Below are 18,879 nucleotides of genomic sequence, written 5' to 3' on the forward strand. Positions count from 1 at the left end.
GTTCGCATATTTACGGCTAATATCGCCATTTCAGGCACTACGCTGCCGGGTCCTGTTGCAATCCTCTTCGTTTCAAATCACTCAGATCGTGTTCCGAGGGTTCAAGTCGAATCGGACCTGATACTTCGGACCATTAAGTATTCATCAACCATGGCGCGGGGCGCCAGCATGGAGTCGTGCATGATGCCGATTGCCAAAGCGATGACGGCTGCCCTGGGCGCACTGATCGTCACGACGACGGCCTGTGCCGGACCCGGCGGACATGGCCGACAGACAGTTGTCGCGCCGGTGGCCGAGCAGCCGCGCATCGTGGTGGCGACGGTCGATGGGTTCGTTCTGCGCGCCGCCGCGACGAACCGGACGGAGCCGATGCCCGCAACCGTCACCGCCGATCACATCCCGGTGGGAACGGGCACGCATATCGATGCGCGCCTGCTCTCCCGCCCCGCCAGCACTCTTCAGGAGACTTCGCATGCGCATCCGTAAGTTGGGGGCCACAACCCTCGCTCTCCCCCTGTTGGTTGCCGCTCAAGGCGCGGCGTTCGCGCAAGCCGCCGATCCGCTTACCGCCGCCGCGCGCGACGCGGAAAGCGAATTGCGGCAGACATTCGTCAATCTGCAATTCGAGGATTTCGGGCCGGCGCCCGTCAAGGGCCCGATCTATCAGGCGACGGCAGGCGGCCGCATCATCTATTATGCGCCTGACAGCGAACATCTGCTGTTCGCGGAAATCTACGACCGCAACGGCCAGAACCTCACCGCGCTGGCGCAGAACACCGCTTCAGCGAAGAAACTCGCCGGGATCGACACCGGCATGGCTCTCGCCATCGGTCCGGCGGGCGCGCCCACGGTTGTCGAATTCACCGATCCCGATTGTCCCTATTGCCGCGCGCTCGAGCGCTTCTGGGCGGCGAAGGCCGCCGAAGGCAAGCCGGTACGGCGCCTGATCTTCTTCGTCTCCGGCATCCACGCCGAGGCCGCCGCCAAGGCCGAGCATGTCCTTTGCTCCCCGGACAAGGAAGCGGCGTTCAAGGCGATCTACGCCGGAGCCGCGCCCACGCCTTTGCGCACATGCGCGGAAGGTAAGGCCAGGGTCGAGGCGCATGCAGGAATCGTCGGCAAGACCGGCATCACCGGCACGCCAACCCTGATCGCGGACGGACAGATGATTTCCGGTTTCCGGCAGGCCGAGATCGAGGCGTTCCTCGACGGTAAGAAGGCGCTCGCCAATGCCGGCCGCTGATCGCCTTCCGGCTCCTCACATCGCGAACGCGCGGTGCATCGGCCCTGCCGCTGCCGCGCAAATCCCAATGCCGGCGGCGGGACCCGAACCGGGCCGTCCAGCCTCGCCGTCGGCCGACAGCGATCCTCATCGATGCCGGCAAGCAGTCCCCGGAGCGGCCCATCTTCCCTGGAGCAAGTGCATGTTGAAAACACTCGGCAGACAATCCGCCTCAATCGCCAATGTCGGCATTCCCGTAACCCTGCTCGCGCTGCTCGGGGCCGGTGGGGCTCACGCCTTCTCGGCGCCGGCGGCCGGCGACCTCGGCTACGACATCTACGATATCGTGGTCAATCAAGGGGTCAAAGGCCCGCTCGGCTTCGTCGGCGGCGTCGCGGCCTTCCTGTTCGGCGTGAGCAGGCTCTTCTCGAACATCATGATCGGCATCCCGACCATCGTGGCGGCCGTCTGCCTGATCAAGGCGGACTCGATCCTCCAGACATTCGGAATGGTCATCTGACGGATTGGTCCGCCGCCGCGCCTGGGCGCGGTCGGCGGACCTCAACGGGCCAGGGCGCATGAGGCGCACTGGCGGGACAACCCCCGAAGTTCAACCAGCTTCGCAGGGAGGTCACGACGCAAGGAGGAGAAGGCTCGTGGACGAGCGGCTACCCCAATATCTGCACAAACCTGTCCAGATCCTGTGGTTTGGATCGGACGAGTTCGTGCTCGTGATCACGGTGATCTTCGTCGCCGTGATCGTGGGCGGGATGCTCGGTTGGGCGCTCGTCGCGGGTCTTCTCCTTTTCGTTCCCTGGCTCCGCACCAAGCCGCGCGGCTTCATCCCGCACATGGCCTGGCGCTGGGGGCTTGTCCGCTGGTCCAACTATCCGGGTCCGACCCAGACCCGGTTCTACGAGTGAGGCGGGCCATGTTCGGACGCAAATCCCCCGACACACCCCCACGCGATCCGCTGATCGGCAAGCCCGGCAGCTATGGCATCCACCGCTACCTGCAGGGAGCGAGCAACCTGTTCGAGGAGAACCGACTGCTGAAGCTCGCCGTCATCGGCCTGTTCGGTATCACGGCGGTGCTGGGCATGGTGATCTACACCTCCAACCAGAACACCCGGACGGTCATCGTCCCCTTCGGCGCGGGCGGCGACCTCTATGTCACGGGCGGCGAGCCGTCCGAGGCCTATCTGCGCTCGATGACTCGCAATGTCGTGTCGCTTTCGGGAACCTATTCAGCCTACTCGGCCGACCGGCAGTTCCAGGAACTGCTGAGCATCACGCATCCGTCCACCTACAACAGCCTGCGCGACAGCCTCAACCGGCTGCTCGACGAACTGGCCAACAACCCCACGCTCTCGATCGCGACCTACATCCGTCCCGATCAGCCCGTGACCTGGACCCGGACCGAGATACTCGTGCCGGTCGAGAAGGTCCGGGTGATCGGCGGCGTGATCCGCAAATTCCGGGGCAATCTGCGGATTCGCTACGTGATCGACAATGGCCGTTTCTGGCTGACCGCCCTTACCGAGGAAAATTTCGATGCGAACCCCCGTTAAGCGGGCGTTGGCGCTCGCCCTCCTGGCCACGCCATTGCCCTCAATGGCGCAGACCGTCACCGCGCTGCCCGATCAAACCAGCACCATTCGCCTGTCCAATCGCGACATCAACCATGTCGTCTGCGCGGGCGGCGAAATCGAGGACGTCAGGTTTTCGGCCGAAAAGGCGATCGCCGTCGAGCGTGCCGGATCGGACGCCTGGATCAAGTTCCTCGTTCGCGAGATCGACGATGCCGGGATGGTGACGCGCAGCTTCGTCACCGTACCGTCCGAATTCTTCATCACCTGCAACGGCGCGGTCTATGCGCTCTATGCCGAGCCGTCGGACATTCCGGCGCAGACGGTGTTGCTCCAGCCCGGTGCTCCCCAGCGCGCCCGCGCCAATGAGGAACTGCTAGGGCCCCTGGTCGAAGAAGAACGGGCGGTCTCGATCACGCTCTCGATGCTCCAGGACCGGATCCCGGCGAGCTTCACCAGCGTCGCGCCGCGATCAGGTCCGATCCGGCTCCGGGCGCTGCCGGGCGCCACGCTGGAGGAACGACGCCGGATCGAGATCGACGGGTCCGGCCTCTCGGCATCGGAATATCTGGTCTCTGCCGCTGGCGGCGCGCAGCTCGACGAACGCGGTTTTCTCGACGGCGCGCTCGGCGCCAACATCTTCGCGATCACGCTCGACCGGGGCAATATCGAGGCCGGGGAAGCCGCGCGGCTGATCGTCGTTCGCCGGGGAGCCGGGCAATGAGCGGCGGGGACTCTCGCGGCGGTCGCGGGCCCCGCGGGCGCGGTCCTGACGATCGCGCGGAGGAACTCGACCTCGACGGCTATGAGGCGGACCGCCCTCGTTCTGGCGAGAATACGCGCGGCCCCGCGCTGCTCGATCTCAAGACGCGGTGGCAAACGCTGACCGCACGCCAGCAGCTGCGCTTAAGGCAGCTTGGCGTCGCCGGCGCGATCGGCGTGCTGGGGCTCGGCCTCTATACGGCGAGCGGCAACAAGACCGAGCAGGCCGCGCCATCGCCCAGCTCGAAGCTCGACATGGGCGCGGGGCTTCGCGGCGACAGCCTCGAGGTCAAGCTGCGCGGCGACCTCCAGAAGATCCTCGACGGACAGCAATTGCTCGGCGATCGCGTCACCGCCATCGAGGAAGGCAAGGTCGTGCCCGGCGCCGGCACGCCGCCCCATGCGCTCGACGGCGATCTGCCTCCGGCAATACCCGGCTCGGTTCCCGATTTTCCCGAACCGCCCGCGACCGGTGACATCGATCCGTCCGTCGCGAAGCCGCCCTCACCGCCTGCCGCGCCGCCCGCGCCTCCGGCCCCGCCGGTCGAGAAGACCGTGGGCGCGATCGGCGCCGCGACCAGCCCGGTCGCGGCCGCCGATGGGGCACAGGCCGCTAAAAAAAAGACGCGGACCATCTATTTGCCACCTGGTTTCATGAAGGCGCGGCTCCTCACCGGGATCGATGCGCTGGCGAGCCGGGATGCGACCAACAATCCCGAACCATTGATCGCGCGGGTGCAAGCCCCCGCCGTCCTGCCCAATGACGTCAAAGCCAACCTCGCCGGCTGCTTCGTCATCGGCAACGCCACCGGGTCGCTCGCGAAGGAACGGGTCGAGGTCCAGTTGGTCAGCCTCTCCTGCGTCGATTTCGACGAACGCTCGGTCGTCGACCAGCCCATCAAGGGCTTCTTCGTCGACGCCGACGGCAAGAAGGGCCTCTCCGGCAAGGTCGTCACCCGCGCCGGGGCTGCGCTCGCCCGCGCGTTCATCGCCGGCACCATCACCGGGGTCGCCGATACGGTCCAGAACACCGTCGGTGACGTCTCGACCTCGGCGCTGGGTTCGGTGCGCACGCTCGATGCGGGCGACGCCGCACAGGCCGGCATCGCCGGCGGCCTGTCGCGATCGTCCGAGAAGCTCACGGATTTCTATCTCGATCTCGCGCGTCAGGCGGGGCCGATCGTCGAGGTCGGCGCGGCGAAGGACGTCGTGGTCGTGATTCAGGAGGGCGTCACCCTCGAAATCAAGCCGACCGCCGGGAGCAAATTCTGATGCGCCGGCTCCTCATCCAACAGGGAGTATCGCCCATGCGGCCTCTATCGCCCGCGCGCCGATCGCGCGCCCTCTCCCGGCTTCTTCCGGTCTGCGCCGCCTTCATGCTGAGCGGCTGCGCCACGCTGGGTTCGGTCATGTCGCCCTATAGCGAGAAGTTCAGCTGCAAGAACGACGATCATGGCCAATGCATCCATCCTGAGAAAGCCTATGCCGATGCCGTTGCGGGCGTCGCATCGAAGTCCGATCCGGCGGTCACCAGGGACAGGAAACTGCTCAAGGACGGCAAGTCCGCACGCAGTTCGGGCGGATCAGGCTCTGGCAAAGCGGCATCGGGCGCCTTCGCCGGTTATCGCGACAGCGTCTATCGCGAGCTGCAGGGGCTGATCGAGCAGCCGGTCACGCCGATGCTCAAGCCCCCGCGTTCGGTCCGCACGCTGATCCTGCCCTATGCCGACCGGCAGCGTCCCGACCGGCTCTACATGCCGCGCTATGTCTATTCGCTGGTCGAGCGCCCGCAATGGGTGGTCGGCGACTATCTTGTCGCCCCGGTTTCGCCCGCGTCCCGCGTGAACGTGCTCGAACAGGTCCGGGACCACCTCGACGATGGCCAGAATGAAGTGGGCCCCCGGCCATGACCAGCTATCAATCGGGCATGACGCTGGCGCGGCTGCGCCGCAGCGTCGAGCGCGACAGCTATTCCGACTTCCTGCCGCTCGCTGCCTGGGTCGAGGAAGAACAGGCATTCCTCACCATCGACGACGGCTGGGGATATAGCTGGGAGCTGGTCCCCTCCCCCTATATGTTCGCCCATGTCCATGAGGCGCTGCTGGGGCTGCTCAACGTCAATTTTCCCGAAGGCACGATCCTCCAGCTCCAGAGTTTCGCCGACCCGCTGATCGACGATGCGCTCGACGCCTTTCTCGACCTCAAGACACGGCCCGATCCGCTCATCCAGGCCTCGGCCCGGCGCACCTTCGACTATCTGCGCGCCGGCACCATGGGCTTGAAGGCCCTGCATGGCATCCCGATCCGCGATTTCCGCGCATTCCTGTCGGTCAAGACGCGCGCGCCGATGGACAGCGACCTGCGCCGCCAGATCGAGGAGCAGCTCGCCAAGCTCGGCATCCGCCCGATGGCGCCGAGCGAGATCATCTCGCTCTACCGGCGCATTTTCAACGGCGTTCATGCGCCCGCGCCCGGCGTCTTCACCCAGACCGCCGACGTGCCGCTGCGCCGCCAGATCATCGATGCCGGGCCGGCGCTCCGCTTCGACGGGCCGGAAGTATATCTGGGCAACCAGGTGGCGCGCTGTCTGACGCCCAAGTCGCCGCCGCGGCGGATCACCGCCGAACGTGCCAATCGTCTCACCGGCGGCATGCGCGGGTCGTCCGAGGACAGCGACCAGATCGGCGGGCCGTTCCTCTATACGCTCAATGTCCTCTTCGATCACTCGGCCTTCGAGATCCACAAGCGCGCGCAGATTCTCTCGGCGCAGAAGGCGGCGGGGTCCTTCGCGGTCGAGGTCGGCAAGCAGATCGAAGAGATCGGGTGGATCCTGGACGAGGCCGGAAACACCCGGTTCGTCTCGGTAATCCCCACCATGTGGGTGTTCGGCCGCGACCGCCATCAGGCCCGCGAGATGGCGGCGCGCGCCAAGCGGCTGTGGGAGAGCGAACCGCTGCCGTGGATGGTCCAGGAGGAATCCTACCTCAACCCGATCCTGCTGGCGGCAAGCCTGCCCTTCGGCCTGTACCCCGAGCGACGCACGATCGGTATGCTGCAGCGCGATTTCCGCGTGCCGGTGCGCGCGGGCGTGCTGATGTCGCCGATCCAAACCGATTTCCGGGGCGGCGGGCGGCCGGCGCTGCTCTACACGGGCCGCAAGGGGCAGCTCATCACGCTCGACCTCTTCGATCCGCGTATCAACAACTACAACTTCATCGTCTCGGCGGAATCGGGCGCGGGCAAGAGCTTCCTGCTCAATAACCTGTGCCAGCAGTATTTCGCGCAGAACGCGCTCATCCGCATCATCGACATCGGCGGCAGCTACAAGAAGCTCTGCACGCTCTGCTCGGGCCGTTACATCGATCTGGGCGAAGAGCATCTCGTCCTCAATCCGTTCGACCTGGGGCTCGCTCTCGACGGCGACGATCGAGAGTCCGCGATCTCGATGGCGGTGTCGATCGTCGCGGAGATGGCCAACGCCGGGACGCGCAAGGGCGTCACCACGTCCGAATGGAACCTGCTCAAGTCCGCCGTGCAATGGGCGATCGAGAGCGGCCGCGCGGAAGCCGGGATCGATGCGGTGCGCGAATGGCTCGGCTCCTATCCGGCCAACACCGTCTCCGATCTCGACCGGGTCGACCACCTCGTGCCCACGGCGCGCGAATTGGCCTTCAACCTGCGTGATTTCGGGTCGGACGGAGCCTACGGCCATTATTTCAACGGTCCCAGCACGTTCGACATCTCGAACGATGAATTCGTGGTGCTCGAACTCGAGCGCCTGAAGGCCATGCCTGACCTGTTCAACGTGGTCGTCATGGTGGTGATCAACGCGGTAACGCAGGAACTCTACCTGTCCGCCCGTGATCGCCCCCGCTTCGTGCTGTGCGATGAAGCCGCGCAGTTCATGACCCGCGAAGAGGGCCAGGACCTGTCGCGCCTCGCCGAGGCGATCAGCCAGGGCTATCGCCGCGCCCGAAAATATCGCGGCAGCTTCGGCATCATTCTCCAGAGCATGAACGATCTGCTGCTGTTCGGCGGCACGGGACAGGTGATCCTGGAAAATGCCGCGACGCGCTTCCTCCTGCAGGGATCGACCTATGACAAGGCGGTCGAAAACAAGATCCTCGACTATTCGGGTTTCGTCCTCGACCTCCTGAAATCGGTCCGCAACAACAAACCGAACTATTCGGAAGTCTTCATCGACAGCCCGCTTGGCCTCGGCATCGCCCGGCTCGTCGTCGATCCGTTCAGCTACTGGATCAACACCTCCGCGCCCGAAGACGTGGCCGCGTTCGAGGCGCTGGTCCGCGCCGGACGCTCGCCGCTCGAAGCGGTGTGCGATCTCGCCGGCGTCGATCCCGCCGGGATAATCGGCACGTCCTTCGATGACGCAGCGCCGCTGAAGCGGAGTGCGCTGTCATGACGCGGCGCTCCCCCTCCCCCGACCAGTTGCCACTCCGGCTCGTGGAGAGCCCGGATGAGGATATCGAGCGGATCATCGAGGCGCGCGTCGCCGCACGGGCGGAAGCCGACGCATTGCGCTGGCGCTTCCGCCTGGTGGTCATCGAATCCGTGATGATCGCATCGCTCGTGCTCGCGGCCGGGCTGGTGCTCGAACAGCCCGCCGGCATCGTTCTTCGCGGCGCGGCGATCGTTGGCGGCGGCTGTTTCCTGACCGGGCTCATCCTCATCGGCCTGACCGGGGCCGCGGGCCGCTTGCTCGCAAAACTCAGGAGGAAAAGATGATGCTGGACATACTCCCGCCCAGTGGCGGCAATGAGCGCCTGACCCTCGTCGTGCGCAGGCCGGACGAATCCCTTCACGACTACCTGGTCCGCTGCCAGTGGGAACTGGGCGACCGGGTCCGGTTCCTCGCGTCCGTTCGCGATGCGCAATGGACCATCCTGGAAAGCGAGCGCCAGCGCTGGCGGCGGCATGCTCTCCTGCTGACCTTCACCGGGCCGGTCATCGCCGCCCTGGCCTATGCCGGCCTAGGGTTGTGCGGGGCCGCAGACAGCGTGCCCGTGCCGCTCGTGGCCGGGCTGATCGCCTGTGCCGGACTCACCGGCGCCGCGCTGGCGATCGGCATCGCCCGCATCATCGACAGCATCCCGAATTGGCTGGTCACGCGGAGGGCACGCAGATGGGCATGAACGGCAGCTTCTCCGGATCGCCCGACCCGTCGTCGATCCGCCCGCTGGTCGGCGACATGATCCGCTGGCTTGCCCGGCAGATCGACGGCGGGATCGACGAAATCCCTCCTCGTCCCGGAAAACGGCCGGAGGATCTTTTGGTCCGTCCAGGGATGGCGCCGCGCCTGCCGGGCGAGACGCAGGAAGCCTATGTCGAACGCCTGCATCGCTCGAATGAAGCCGTGCTCCTGATCATGGCCCGCGCCGCGCTTGCCATGGAATATACGTCCGGTCGGGACGAGAGGATCGCGGCTCTGCGCTTTCGGCAGATCGTGGGCCTCGAAGCGGCGGCGGCCTCGATCATCGTCGGCCTGTTCCTGCTCGTCCCGGAAATGCCCCTGTTCATGCGGGCGGCCATTATTGTCCTGACGCCGATCGCGCTTGTGCGGGGAGGACTTTGGTTCCTGCACCGCGCGTCGAGGATGGCAAATGCCCTCGCCCGACATGCCGAAAGGTGGGGCCGATGAACGGCATCTTCTCCGGCGCGCCTTGTCCGTCATCCATTCGCCTGCTGGTCGGCACGCATCTGCTGATGATCCTCCAGTCTTCGCTGGTGCTCTGGTCGGCCCCCGACCTCGGCGGCAGCCAGGCGCTGATCTGGCTCACGCTGTTCCTGGGCGTCACCGCGTTCATCTGCGCGGTCTGCGGCGAGAGTCGCACGCCTGCCGTTCCCTGGAGGGAGCGCCGCCGTGGTCGATAGACGTGTCCCCCAAGGCTGGCATGTCGTCGCCATCCAGTCCACGCTCATCGCCGGGTGTCTGGCCGGCGCGCTGATCGTCGCGGGGGTGGCCCACGCCGAGACATCGACCATCGGGCGCACCTGGCTGATCGCCGAGCCCGACGCGATGGCCGAGATCGAGGCGCGCGCCGCAAAGCAGCCGCCCAATATGGCGGAAAAGTTCGGACCGCGTTCGGGCTGGAGCGCATTGAAAGGCGCGACGCTCGGTGTCGCGCGCCAGACCCAGGTTCGCAGCGTTGTGCCGTTCTACACGCTCGATCAGGAAATCCGGCTGCCGGACGGCAAGCTGCTCTATCCGGCGGGCTTCACCTTCAACCCGCTGACCTATGTGTCGCTGCCGCAGAAGCTGGTGGTCGTGCATCCCCGCGATCTGGGCTGGGCGCTGAAGACCGCCGCGCTCACCGACTGGATCATCCTCACCGGCGGTGGGGACGCAAAGGACGATGCGCTCTCGCTTGGCGAGAAGCACGGCCGCGCCCTCTTCATTCTCGAGGAGCGCGTGAAGGAGCGGTTGGGCCTCACCGTCGCGCCCGTGATCGTCCGGCAGGTCGGCCAGAAGCTGGAGCTGACAGAGGTGCGCGCCGATCGCACTCCCGTACGAAAGGCCATCCCATGAGTCGGCTCATCTCGATGCTGCGCACCGGCGCGGCGGCCCTCGCTCTGGCGCTCGTCGCGCCCGCCACGCCTGCGCATGCCTCCAAATGCGAGGCGGGCACGGTGTTCAATCCGATCACCAAGGTGCGCTGGAACTGCATCTTCCCGATCACGATCGGGGGCGTGCGGGTGGGCTCCTACGATAAGCTCGACAAGGAACTGGACGCCCAGTCGGCCTCCAAACCGCTCTGCGCCTGCCGCAAGGGTGCGACCTTCTGGTTCGGGGTCAAGGTTTCGTTCTGGAGCCCGAACCGCATGATCGATGTCGTGACCGAGCCGGGCTGCATGATGGCGCTCGGCGTCGATCTCATGCCGACCGGCGGCAAGCTCCAGGGCAGCCAGTCGTCGATCTCCGACGGCACCAACACCCGCAAGATGTTCGCGCAGGCGCACTACTACATCAGCCCGGTCTGGAAGATGCTCGACATGTTCACCGACCTGCCGTGCATCGAAGATGACGGGTTCGACGTCGCGATGATCACCGAGGTTCTGCCGACCTGGCAGTCGGGGACGCTCGGCGCGATCATCCAGCCCGAAGGCATATTGTTCGGCAATCCGGCGGCGGGTCTTGCCTGCATGGCCGACAGCGCCGCGGCGGCCGCTGGCAAGGTCATTGACCCTCTATTCTGGTGCATGGGGTCCTGGGGCGCGACCTATCCGGTCGCCGGCGATATTCATTTTGGCGATAGCGTCGAGGCCTGGGCCGGGCTCGCCGCGCGCTCGACCTTCATGATGGGCAGGCTGGGCGCTCTCACGATCCATTCGGCGGACGGCTGCTCGTTCAAGGCGCAGCCGATCTGGACCAAGTCCCGCTACAAGCTCCAGATCATGGAGCCGGTCAAGGGCGGTAAGTGCGTCAATATCGGGCGGCCCGGCGCGCTCTGGACATCGGGCAAGCACGCGCCGGGCAAGGACAATGCCCAATTCATGTTGTTCGAGAAGGCGATCTGCTGCGCGGGGATTTCCACGCCATGAGCAGATCGCTTCCCCCAAACCGTGCGTCTCGCGCGGGTAGCTGCCCCGCTCGTCACGGAACGCTCCCCACCGTGAGCGGGCGCGCGGAAGGAGCGGCGGTGTGCCTTTCAACCGCCGCTCCCCCCTCGGTCAGCGCGGCCGAAAGCCCCCCGCCGGGGCCGGCAATGCCCCCTCCCGCCGTATCTCCGGTGGCGGCCGCGCTGACCATTTTTGAGGGACAGGCCGTCTTCAGGATACTCTCGCCCGGATCCAGCGCGTTCCGGGCGGGAGACATGCTGCGCTTCGCCCATGGCTCGCGAACCACCCGCGCGAGGACGCCATGGTGAAGCGCGGCATCCTCCTCCTCGCGGCCAGCGCTCTGGCGCCGGCGCCGCTCTCGGCCCAGACGGTCGAGGACCGCGCCCGCGCCGCCGCCGAAGCATCCCGCGCGAAGACCTCGGACAGCGATGCGATCCAGCAGAATTATCTGACGCCGGGGCTTGCCGGACAACCGATCTCGACAGTCGACAACAGCCGGACGTTCAACCCCAATATAGCGTGCCAGAAGACGGCGACGCTGCTCGAACTGATCGCGCAGCCGGCGGCGACCGGCGATATCGGCACGCTGCGGATATCGCGCGACAAGGATCTCGACGGCACGGTCGACCAGACATTGACCCTGCCGGTGCCGGTATCGGGCATTTGCGCCAATGGCGTCGTCTCCTGTCAGCCGGGCACCTGGAACCAGTGCAAGAGCTTCAAATGGGATGTTGCGTCAGGCGGCGATCTCAAGCTCGCGCAAGTCGACCTGACCGATCTCGCCGGTTGCTACTGCATCAACAACAGCTGCGGCAGCAACCTCGTCTGGGGCAATATGGCCTCGGTGCTGAAAGACCTGGGCGGCGGCGTCATCGGCGCGCTCACCACGGCCGATCCGCGCGTCGGCGTCGCGCAGGCGGTGATCGACGGCCCGGCCATCCGTTACACTGGCGCCCAAAGCACGGCCTGCTCGCCCAACCCCGCGCTCCCGCAGACGGCCTATCGCGCCAGTCCCGCCACGATCCAGGGCGATGCCGCGAGCGTCGCCGCATCGAACAGCATCTTCCAGGCGCTCAAGGGCTCGCCCGCCGGCGTCGGCAAGGCCGAGCAGATCCGGTCCTGCACGATCACGCGGGAGGTGTCGTTGAACGCCGTCAAGGCGGACGATGTGATCGCGCATCTCGGCGGCGCCTATGCGATCTATGCGCCCGCACCCGATCAGCTCACATTGCAGATGGGCTCGCCGCGCGACGACAGCCTGCGAGGCGGGAGCTGCCGCATCTTCGAGTTTTCCATGCGGCTGCGGATCGATGATCCCGATCGCCTCGCGCAGTTCCGGCTCTCGCACTATTTCTTCGACGACTGGCTCCAGCTTCGCATCGACGGCGAGCTCGTGCTGTCCAATCCGGCGAACTGGACCGGGACCGGCCTGCCGCCCGGCAAGTGCGAGCGGAAACGGACCTGGCATGCCTATCCCAATCTCGACCTCAAGCCGTGGCTGACCCGCGGCGAGCATGTCATTTCCATGCGCATCGCGGTCGGCGGTGAAGGAGAGGCCTTCGCGCAGTTCGATGCAATGCTCGATCTCAGTTGCAACCCGACCGAGCGGATCGTCGACCTGTGCGCGGGCTATGCCGGCGACGTCAATTGCGCGCTTCATGACGAAAGCGTCGATGGCGTCGAGACGTTCCGCAACGGCGTCGGCACCGGCCTTACGCCCCTCCCCCAGGCACGCCTGTTCGAGAGCGGCGCCTGCTCGCTCCGTCTCGCGCGGCCATGGTTCGAGCGTCAGCGCCGTTATCGTTGTACCGTCGATACCGGATCGATGCCGGAACCTGATCTGAGCCGCGGCGCCTATATCATCGACCATTCGACCGAGACCATGCTGGCCGACCGGACGAGGACCTCGGACGGGGGTTATGCCACCGCGTCACGGCCCTTCGCGCTGCCCGATCGCGGTTCGGTTCCGGCCTGCGAGCCGGTCTGCAAGACCCGCGCGCCCGCGCGCAATACGGCGGCTACCCTCGACGGAGTGGTCGGCACGAAACAGAATGCGCCTGTCGGGTGGGACACCTTCTACCATGCCTGCACGGCGGCAGGCGGCGGCGATGTCTGCCCTGTGGGTCCGGGCGAGGAAATCGTCTCGGCCTGCGGCTGCCTCGACGATTTTCCCGAAGCCGTCGTCATGATGCAGACCGTCCGCCTCGGTGGGGCCGACATGGTCTGCACGGGGGAAGTGCGATGATCGGGCGCCTCCTTCCCTGGCGGAAGCGCGCACAGCTGCTTGCGCTCGGCCTGTCCGGCTTGCTGCTCGCGGGGCATGTCACGCCAGCGCAAGCGCAAACGCTCCCGGTCTGCGCGGTCGATCTCGATGGCAACGGCGATGCCGGTGATCCTGGCGAGGTCGCGAACTGCACAATCATGGCGGATGAAGAATGGCTCTGCCCGATCCAGCAAGTGATGTGCGTGGCCGATGCCGAGGGCGCGTATAGCTGCCCGCTCGGCAGCCAGCACTCATGCCTGACGCCGGTCGGCGGCGGCACGCCGATGTGCTCGCCCAATGCCTGCACCGGCAGCGACGGCACCGGAATTGAGGACGATCCCATCGTCGACGATCCCGGCGCGCCTGCCGATGGCGAAGTCGACGCCGAAGGGCATTGCCTTGGCAATATCGAGATATTCGCGGGACGCGCGGTGCGCTGCCGCCCGGCGGGCCTCAAGACCACCTTTTCGAACTGCTGCAAGGACAAGGGCAAGATCGTCAAGGACGGGATGGGCTCATCCATCTCGTCGATCGGCACGAAGATCGCGGTGGCGAAAGGCGTCTTCACCGGCATGAAGGCCGCCTATGGTGCGTTTAAGGCGGGCGCGACCGCTGGCCAGGCCGCAAGCTCCGGCGCGAACGCGATCATCGCCGGGATCGATCCGACCTCGATCGCCATCAGTCTCGCCATCAACTTCATGATGGATTTCCTCCTGTCCGGCTGTGACAGCCAAGACATGGAAGTGGGCATGCTCCGGGGCTCGGGCATGTGCCACGAAGTCGGGACCTATTGCAGTTCGAAGATCCTCGGCATCTGCGTGCAGAAATCCAAGGGCCACTGCTGCTTCAACACCAAGCTTGGCCGCATCATCCAGGAACAGGGTCGCCCGCAGCTCAAGAGCTTCAACGGCTTGGGCTGGGGCACGCCGAAGAACCCCTACTGCCGCGGATTCACCCCCGAGGAATTCCAGGCGCTGGATTTCTCCAAAATGGACCTTTCCGAATATTATTCCGAGATCGAGGCCCGCGCCCAGGCCGACATCCAGATCGACATGAAGGACAAGATCGATGCGTATATGCGTGCGGTCACGCCATAGGCTGCGCGGTCTCTCCGCGCTCACCCTCCTCCTCGCCGCCTCCGCGCCCTCCCACGCGCAGGATGCCGCGCCACCGGTGAACGCCAGGGAACGCGCGCAGGCGCAAGGCGACGCGGCGATGGACCGGCTCGAACGCGCCACCGCCGCGCGAAAGGCCGAAGCGGAAACACGAGGTCCGACCGCGCTGCCCGCGCCATCGGAAGAGACCCGCCGCCGCGCCTTCGAGGGACTGCGCAAACGCGCCCCGTCGCCAGCGATGGACGCGCGGGCGCGCACCGCGCTCGACAAAGGGAGGCAAGCGATGGCCGCCGAGCGCGACGCCATGGCCAGACGGCTCGGCCAGGCGCTCGGTCTCGATGCGCCCGACATGGAGGCGGTCGCGGGCGCCACCGTACCGCCCGAGGCCAAAGGCTGGGTGCCGGTCCTGTTCGTCTCGTCCTCGATGCCGCTGACGACATTGCGCACCTATGCCGGGCAGCTCGAACGGGTCGGCGGCGTGCTGGCGTTCCGGGGAATGCCCGGCGGGCTGACGAAGGTCGCGCCGATGGCGAAGCTCTCGGCGGAAATCCTGCGCCATGATCCCGGCTGCGAAGGCCCGGCCTGCGCGATGCGCGACGTGCAGTTGATCGTCGATCCGCTCATTTTCCGCCAGCACGGCGTCACCCGCGTCCCCGCGCTCGCCATGGTGCCCGGCGATCCGGCGCTCCCCTATTGCGAGCGCGAGGATGATGCCCCGCGTGCCGCCCATGTCATCTACGGCGACGCGGCGCTTTCCGGACTTCTCGAAGAATATGCCCGCCTCGGCGGCAAGCAGGAGGTCAGCGATGCTCAGACTCGCCTTCAGGGCCGCTAGATCCGGCTGGGCCGAACTGAAGCTGCTGCCGCTGAAAGCCGCGGTCGCGCTCGGCAGTTCCGGCCTCGGCCAGCCACCCCGCCCCAAACAGCTCTGGAAGGCGTTCGGCATAGTCCTGCCGGTCGGCCTCCTGACCTGGTGGGCGATTCCCCAGGCAACCATCGTGATGAGTCCCTCGATCGACGCCTGGCTCGTCCGCAAGGCGCCGGGGCCGATCCACCGCGGCGATTTCGTATCGTTCACCCTGTCGCATCCGCTCGCCGGCCCCAGGCCGGTCGATGTCACCAAGATGGCTCTGTGCCTGCCGGGTGACCGCATCGACTGGATCGAGAAGCCGTCGTCTGCATCTGGCCCCATGCATCCCGGCGAATGGGATGGCTGGTACTATTGCAACGGCAAGCTGCTCGGCATCAGCAAGCCCTATGGGCACAATGGGCAGAAGCTCGACCATTGGCGGCCGTTCTATCCGACGATCCCCGCGGGCATGATCTATGTCGGCTCGTCACACGCCAGCGGGTTCGACAGCCGCTACTACGGCCCGGTCGAGATCGAGCGGCTGAAGCGCATGGAGAAGCTGCTGTGATCCGCGCCGCCCTCCTCATCGCGGCGGTGCTCCTGCCGATCCTGCCTGTCCATGCGCAGACCGTCGATCAACGCACCGGCTACTGGTGGTATCAGGCGCCGCCCAAACCCGCCGACGATGAACCCGATCCCGACGCGCTCGTCAAACCCCGCATTCCACCGATGGTCGAGCTGGCGACATGGACGCCGCCCAAGATCAGGAAGCTTATCGAGGAGCAACGGGATTACGCGGCGACCGTGCTGACGGTCGATGCGGTGGCGGATTTCTGGCGCCTGCAGGACTTCGCCCGGCGCAAGGCCCGCGCCTTCGCCGGCGTCACCCAGATCGCCATGCTGCAAAATCCCGAACTCAACGCCAAATCGGCGAACCCTATGGTCGGCGAGGCGCGCGATCAGCTTTCCGCGCAGAAGGATCAGGTCCGCCGCCAGTATCTGCGCAGCCGGTCCAATGAATTCGCGCTGGTCATGTTCTCGCGTTCGACCTGCGGCTATTGCCGTGTCCAGTGGCCGATCGTCCAGCGCTTCCAGGACGAGATGGGCTGGCAGGTCACGCTGCAGGACATCGATCGCAAGCCCGAACTCGCGCAGCGCTTCGGGGTCGAGGTCACGCCCACGACGATGGTGATCCGGCGAGGCAGCCAGCAGCGCATGGTGATCGCGAGCGGAGTCGAGGCCTATCCCAACCTCATCCAGATGGCCTACCAGGCAGTCCGGTTGCTAGCGGGCGATATCCGGCCCGAACAGTTCCTGACCGGTGCGGGCGAGGAAGACGGGTTCTTCGACGCGCTCGCCAACGGCCCGGTGTCGGCCACCGATCCGCGCGTGCTGGGGGGCGATCTGGTGGACGTTCGGATGGAGCCCCGGCCATGATCCGCTTCGCCCCCATCCTGCTTGTGGCGCTGGTCATGGCGAGTGCACCTGTTCAAGCGCAGGCGCCGACGCACGAACAGGCGATGCGCGCGGCGATCCACCCTGTCGCCACCGACCCGGAGATGCGCCAGTGGCTCGCCCGCGTTCCGGTGACGCGCGACTGGCCGCCCGACTTCGCCGAAACCATGAAAGGCCAGGCCCCCGCGTTCATCGTCGAGATGAGCACGGCGCCCGGTTGCATCCCCTGCGCCGATCTCTGGGCGCGGCTTGGAACCCTGGGGCAACGCTATGGCTGGAAGGTCCGCACGATCGGCAGCCAGGAAGCGATGCTGCGCTCCGGGCGTCTCGGCCTGCCCTGGGTCGGGCACCCTGTCGCCTGGGTCCGGCCCGTCTCCGACTCCAATCGCGTCATTCCCGTCGCGATCGGCACCGATCATGCGCCCAACCTCGCGCGCAATCTCTACCTCGCCGCCAAGATGCTGACCGGGGTGAAGCCCGCTGTCGGCGTGCGCGGCATGGCCAAGTTCACCGGAATCGTGGCCGCACCCACGCGTCCCTCCTCCAACAGGGCAAGGAACTGACATGGGGAGCCAGCCCCTTGCCCGCGTAAACGAAAGCTGCCCGCCATGGCAAACCCGCGCCGCCGCCTGACCCTGCTCGCCCTTCCCCTGCTGGCTTGTCTGTCCTTCGCCTCGCCCGCGTCCGCGCAAAGCTGGGCCGAAAGCTGGTTCGACAATGTGACCTACACCAGCCCCGGCTCCTTCGAGGACCAGACCCGCGGCTATATCACCGCGGGCGGCATGTCGGGCCGGATCGATGTCCATAACGACTATCTCATGTCGGTCACGCTGCCCAAGGTCCGCGCGGGCTGCGGGGGAATCGACATGTTTTTGGGCGGCATGTCGTTCCTCGATCCCGACTATCTCGTCCAGAAGCTCGAAAGCATCCTTCAGGCTGCCCCGGCTGTCGCTTTCCAGTATCTGTTGGAAACCCTCGATGAAAAAATGGGTAACATCATCTCGAAGATGGAGGCGGCGACCAATTTCCTGAACTCGATCCAGGTCAACGATTGCCGGCTCGCCAACCGCATGGTCCAGATCGCCCGGGGCGACGACAATATGTCGGGCATCATCGAGGAGATGACCGGCTACAAGAGCGTCCGCGAGGGCTTCTCCAAGAGCTATCAGCAGAGCCGCGAGAAGATCCAGGCGAACCAGGGCAATCCGACCGAGGATTTGCGCGATGCGCTGGAAAACTGCCCGGCGGAAGTCACGGAAATCTTCAAGACGGGCTCGCTGCTAGCCCATGCCGCCGCGCGTGTCGGCGCGTCCGACTGGGCCGGCGTCATGCGCGCCCGCGTTGGCGACGTCTATATGCGCTGGGACCCGGCGGACAAGGTTCCGCTGTTCACGGCCATCCCCGCCTGCGCACGGCAGGACACCGAGAGTGTCGACGATTTCCTGACCGGCAAGGTTCAGACCCGCGCGATCGCGGTGCCGCCGACCGCCGCCGACTGCTCGACCGACGGCAGCGGTAAGGGCGCGCTGGTGCTCGCACGCGGCCGGATGGAGTCGATCGCGGTCAAGATCCGCACGCGCGCCACTCTGACGACGGAGGAACGCCAGTTCGTCGCCAATGTGCGGACCCTGCCGGTCTATCGCCTGCTCGAATGGGGCGTGCGCCAGGGGCTGGTCGAGAGCGTGATCGGCGATACCGACGAGCTGGTTGCGCTGACGCTCGCCTATCAGATGCTCAACGACCTCACGCGCAGCATAGATTTTGCCGTGTCGAATGCCGAACGCGGCGTGACCGCCGCCGGTGCGGCCGATGCAGGCAGCGCCAGGATCTGCCAGACCCGCATCCTCGCCAAGGGCATCGAGCAATTGAGCGGGCTGCGCGACGAGGTGCTGCGCCAGCGCGCGCAGATGCGCCAGTCCTACATGGCTGCGCTGAACCAGGCGAACCTCTCGGCCAACTATGCCGGGGTCGTGCGCCAGCGCGACCGTGATGCGCGCGACGCCGCCGGCGCCGCCGCCAACCGCAACCGCTGACGGAGGGCCGCGT

General features: G+C 66.3%; 22 protein-coding genes. All 22 read left to right on the top strand.

Annotation, left to right across the window (positions count from 1 at the left end; genetic code table 11):
* Window positions 1-180: 180 nt before the first annotated feature.
* Window positions 181-486: a hypothetical protein gene (locus tag LDB29_RS07720; RefSeq protein WP_013846816.1), complete on the top strand. Its 306-nt coding sequence runs from the start codon at window positions 181-183 to the stop codon at window positions 484-486.
* The gene (locus LDB29_RS07725) at window positions 473-1,243 is read left to right on the top strand and encodes a DsbC family protein (RefSeq protein WP_013846817.1); all 771 of its coding nucleotides are present in this window, start codon (window positions 473-475) and stop codon (window positions 1,241-1,243) included. Before LDB29_RS07720 ends, LDB29_RS07725 begins: the two co-directional genes overlap by 14 nt.
* 181 nt (window positions 1,244-1,424) lie before the next feature.
* Entirely contained in the window at window positions 1,425-1,742 is a 318-nt protein-coding gene (locus LDB29_RS07730) for a hypothetical protein (protein ID WP_013846818.1), read from the top strand.
* Between the two features lie 136 nt (window positions 1,743-1,878).
* Entirely contained in the window at window positions 1,879-2,145 is a 267-nt protein-coding gene (locus tag LDB29_RS07735; RefSeq protein WP_013846819.1) for a type IV conjugative transfer system protein TraL, read from the top strand.
* 8 nt (window positions 2,146-2,153) lie between these two features.
* Window positions 2,154-2,792: a TraE/TraK family type IV conjugative transfer system protein gene (locus LDB29_RS07740; protein WP_013846820.1), complete on the top strand. Its 639-nt coding sequence runs from the start codon at window positions 2,154-2,156 to the stop codon at window positions 2,790-2,792.
* A complete protein-coding gene (locus LDB29_RS07745) occupies window positions 2,776-3,534 on the top strand; it encodes a type-F conjugative transfer system secretin TraK (RefSeq protein ID WP_013846821.1) in 759 nt (252 codons plus the stop codon). The genes LDB29_RS07740 and LDB29_RS07745 overlap by 17 nt, the downstream gene beginning before the upstream one ends.
* Window positions 3,531-4,844, top strand: coding sequence for a TraB/VirB10 family protein (locus tag LDB29_RS07750; RefSeq protein ID WP_013846822.1), 1,314 nt, complete (start codon window positions 3,531-3,533; stop codon window positions 4,842-4,844). The genes LDB29_RS07745 and LDB29_RS07750 overlap by 4 nt, the downstream gene beginning before the upstream one ends.
* 35 nt (window positions 4,845-4,879) lie before the next feature.
* Window positions 4,880-5,482, top strand: a complete 603-nt coding sequence (locus LDB29_RS07755) for a TraV family lipoprotein (protein WP_013846823.1) — start codon at window positions 4,880-4,882, stop codon at window positions 5,480-5,482.
* On the top strand, window positions 5,479-7,995 hold the full coding sequence (locus LDB29_RS07760; protein ID WP_257556800.1) for a TraC family protein: 2,517 nt from the start codon (window positions 5,479-5,481) through the stop codon (window positions 7,993-7,995). The genes LDB29_RS07755 and LDB29_RS07760 overlap by 4 nt, the downstream gene beginning before the upstream one ends.
* Window positions 7,992-8,318 carry a hypothetical protein gene (locus LDB29_RS07765; protein ID WP_013846825.1) on the top strand — a complete coding sequence of 109 codons (327 nt, stop codon included), beginning with the start codon at window positions 7,992-7,994 and terminating at the stop codon, window positions 8,316-8,318. Before LDB29_RS07760 ends, LDB29_RS07765 begins: the two co-directional genes overlap by 4 nt.
* Window positions 8,315-8,725 (top strand): hypothetical protein, encoded by a 411-nt coding sequence (locus tag LDB29_RS07770; protein ID WP_013846826.1) that lies wholly within the window; start codon window positions 8,315-8,317, stop codon window positions 8,723-8,725. The genes LDB29_RS07765 and LDB29_RS07770 overlap by 4 nt, the downstream gene beginning before the upstream one ends.
* On the top strand, window positions 8,722-9,231 hold the full coding sequence (locus LDB29_RS07775) for a hypothetical protein (protein ID WP_147373619.1): 510 nt from the start codon (window positions 8,722-8,724) through the stop codon (window positions 9,229-9,231). Before LDB29_RS07770 ends, LDB29_RS07775 begins: the two co-directional genes overlap by 4 nt.
* Complete coding sequence (locus LDB29_RS07780) at window positions 9,228-9,464, top strand: hypothetical protein (protein ID WP_013846828.1); 237 nt, start codon at window positions 9,228-9,230, stop codon at window positions 9,462-9,464. The genes LDB29_RS07775 and LDB29_RS07780 overlap by 4 nt, the downstream gene beginning before the upstream one ends.
* Complete coding sequence (locus LDB29_RS07785) at window positions 9,454-10,119, top strand: conjugal transfer protein TraW (RefSeq protein WP_013846829.1); 666 nt, start codon at window positions 9,454-9,456, stop codon at window positions 10,117-10,119. Before LDB29_RS07780 ends, LDB29_RS07785 begins: the two co-directional genes overlap by 11 nt.
* On the top strand, window positions 10,116-11,132 hold the full coding sequence (locus LDB29_RS07790; RefSeq protein WP_013846830.1) for a TraU family protein: 1,017 nt from the start codon (window positions 10,116-10,118) through the stop codon (window positions 11,130-11,132). The genes LDB29_RS07785 and LDB29_RS07790 overlap by 4 nt, the downstream gene beginning before the upstream one ends.
* A 319-nt stretch (window positions 11,133-11,451) precedes the next feature.
* Entirely contained in the window at window positions 11,452-13,395 is a 1,944-nt protein-coding gene (locus tag LDB29_RS07795; protein WP_013846831.1) for a hypothetical protein, read from the top strand.
* Entirely contained in the window at window positions 13,392-14,510 is a 1,119-nt protein-coding gene (traN, locus tag LDB29_RS07800; RefSeq protein ID WP_013846832.1) for a conjugal transfer protein TraN, read from the top strand. Before LDB29_RS07795 ends, traN begins: the two co-directional genes overlap by 4 nt.
* On the top strand, window positions 14,482-15,363 hold the full coding sequence (locus LDB29_RS07805; protein ID WP_013846833.1) for a type-F conjugative transfer system pilin assembly protein TrbC: 882 nt from the start codon (window positions 14,482-14,484) through the stop codon (window positions 15,361-15,363). Before traN ends, LDB29_RS07805 begins: the two co-directional genes overlap by 29 nt.
* A complete protein-coding gene (locus LDB29_RS07810; RefSeq protein WP_013846834.1) occupies window positions 15,335-15,946 on the top strand; it encodes a S26 family signal peptidase in 612 nt (203 codons plus the stop codon). The genes LDB29_RS07805 and LDB29_RS07810 overlap by 29 nt, the downstream gene beginning before the upstream one ends.
* Window positions 15,943-16,815, top strand: coding sequence for a conjugal transfer protein TraF (locus LDB29_RS07815; protein WP_013846835.1), 873 nt, complete (start codon window positions 15,943-15,945; stop codon window positions 16,813-16,815). Before LDB29_RS07810 ends, LDB29_RS07815 begins: the two co-directional genes overlap by 4 nt.
* On the top strand, window positions 16,812-17,396 hold the full coding sequence (locus tag LDB29_RS07820) for a hypothetical protein (protein ID WP_013846836.1): 585 nt from the start codon (window positions 16,812-16,814) through the stop codon (window positions 17,394-17,396). Before LDB29_RS07815 ends, LDB29_RS07820 begins: the two co-directional genes overlap by 4 nt.
* A gap of 45 nt (window positions 17,397-17,441) precedes the next feature.
* Window positions 17,442-18,866, top strand: coding sequence for a conjugal transfer protein TraH (locus LDB29_RS07825; protein WP_013846837.1), 1,425 nt, complete (start codon window positions 17,442-17,444; stop codon window positions 18,864-18,866).
* The last annotated feature ends 13 nt before the right edge of the window (window positions 18,867-18,879 follow it).

Source organism: Sphingobium sp. CFD-2 (assembly GCF_024611135.1).
In the GTDB taxonomy this organism is placed as follows: Bacteria; Pseudomonadota; Alphaproteobacteria; order Sphingomonadales; family Sphingomonadaceae; genus Sphingobium; species Sphingobium fuliginis.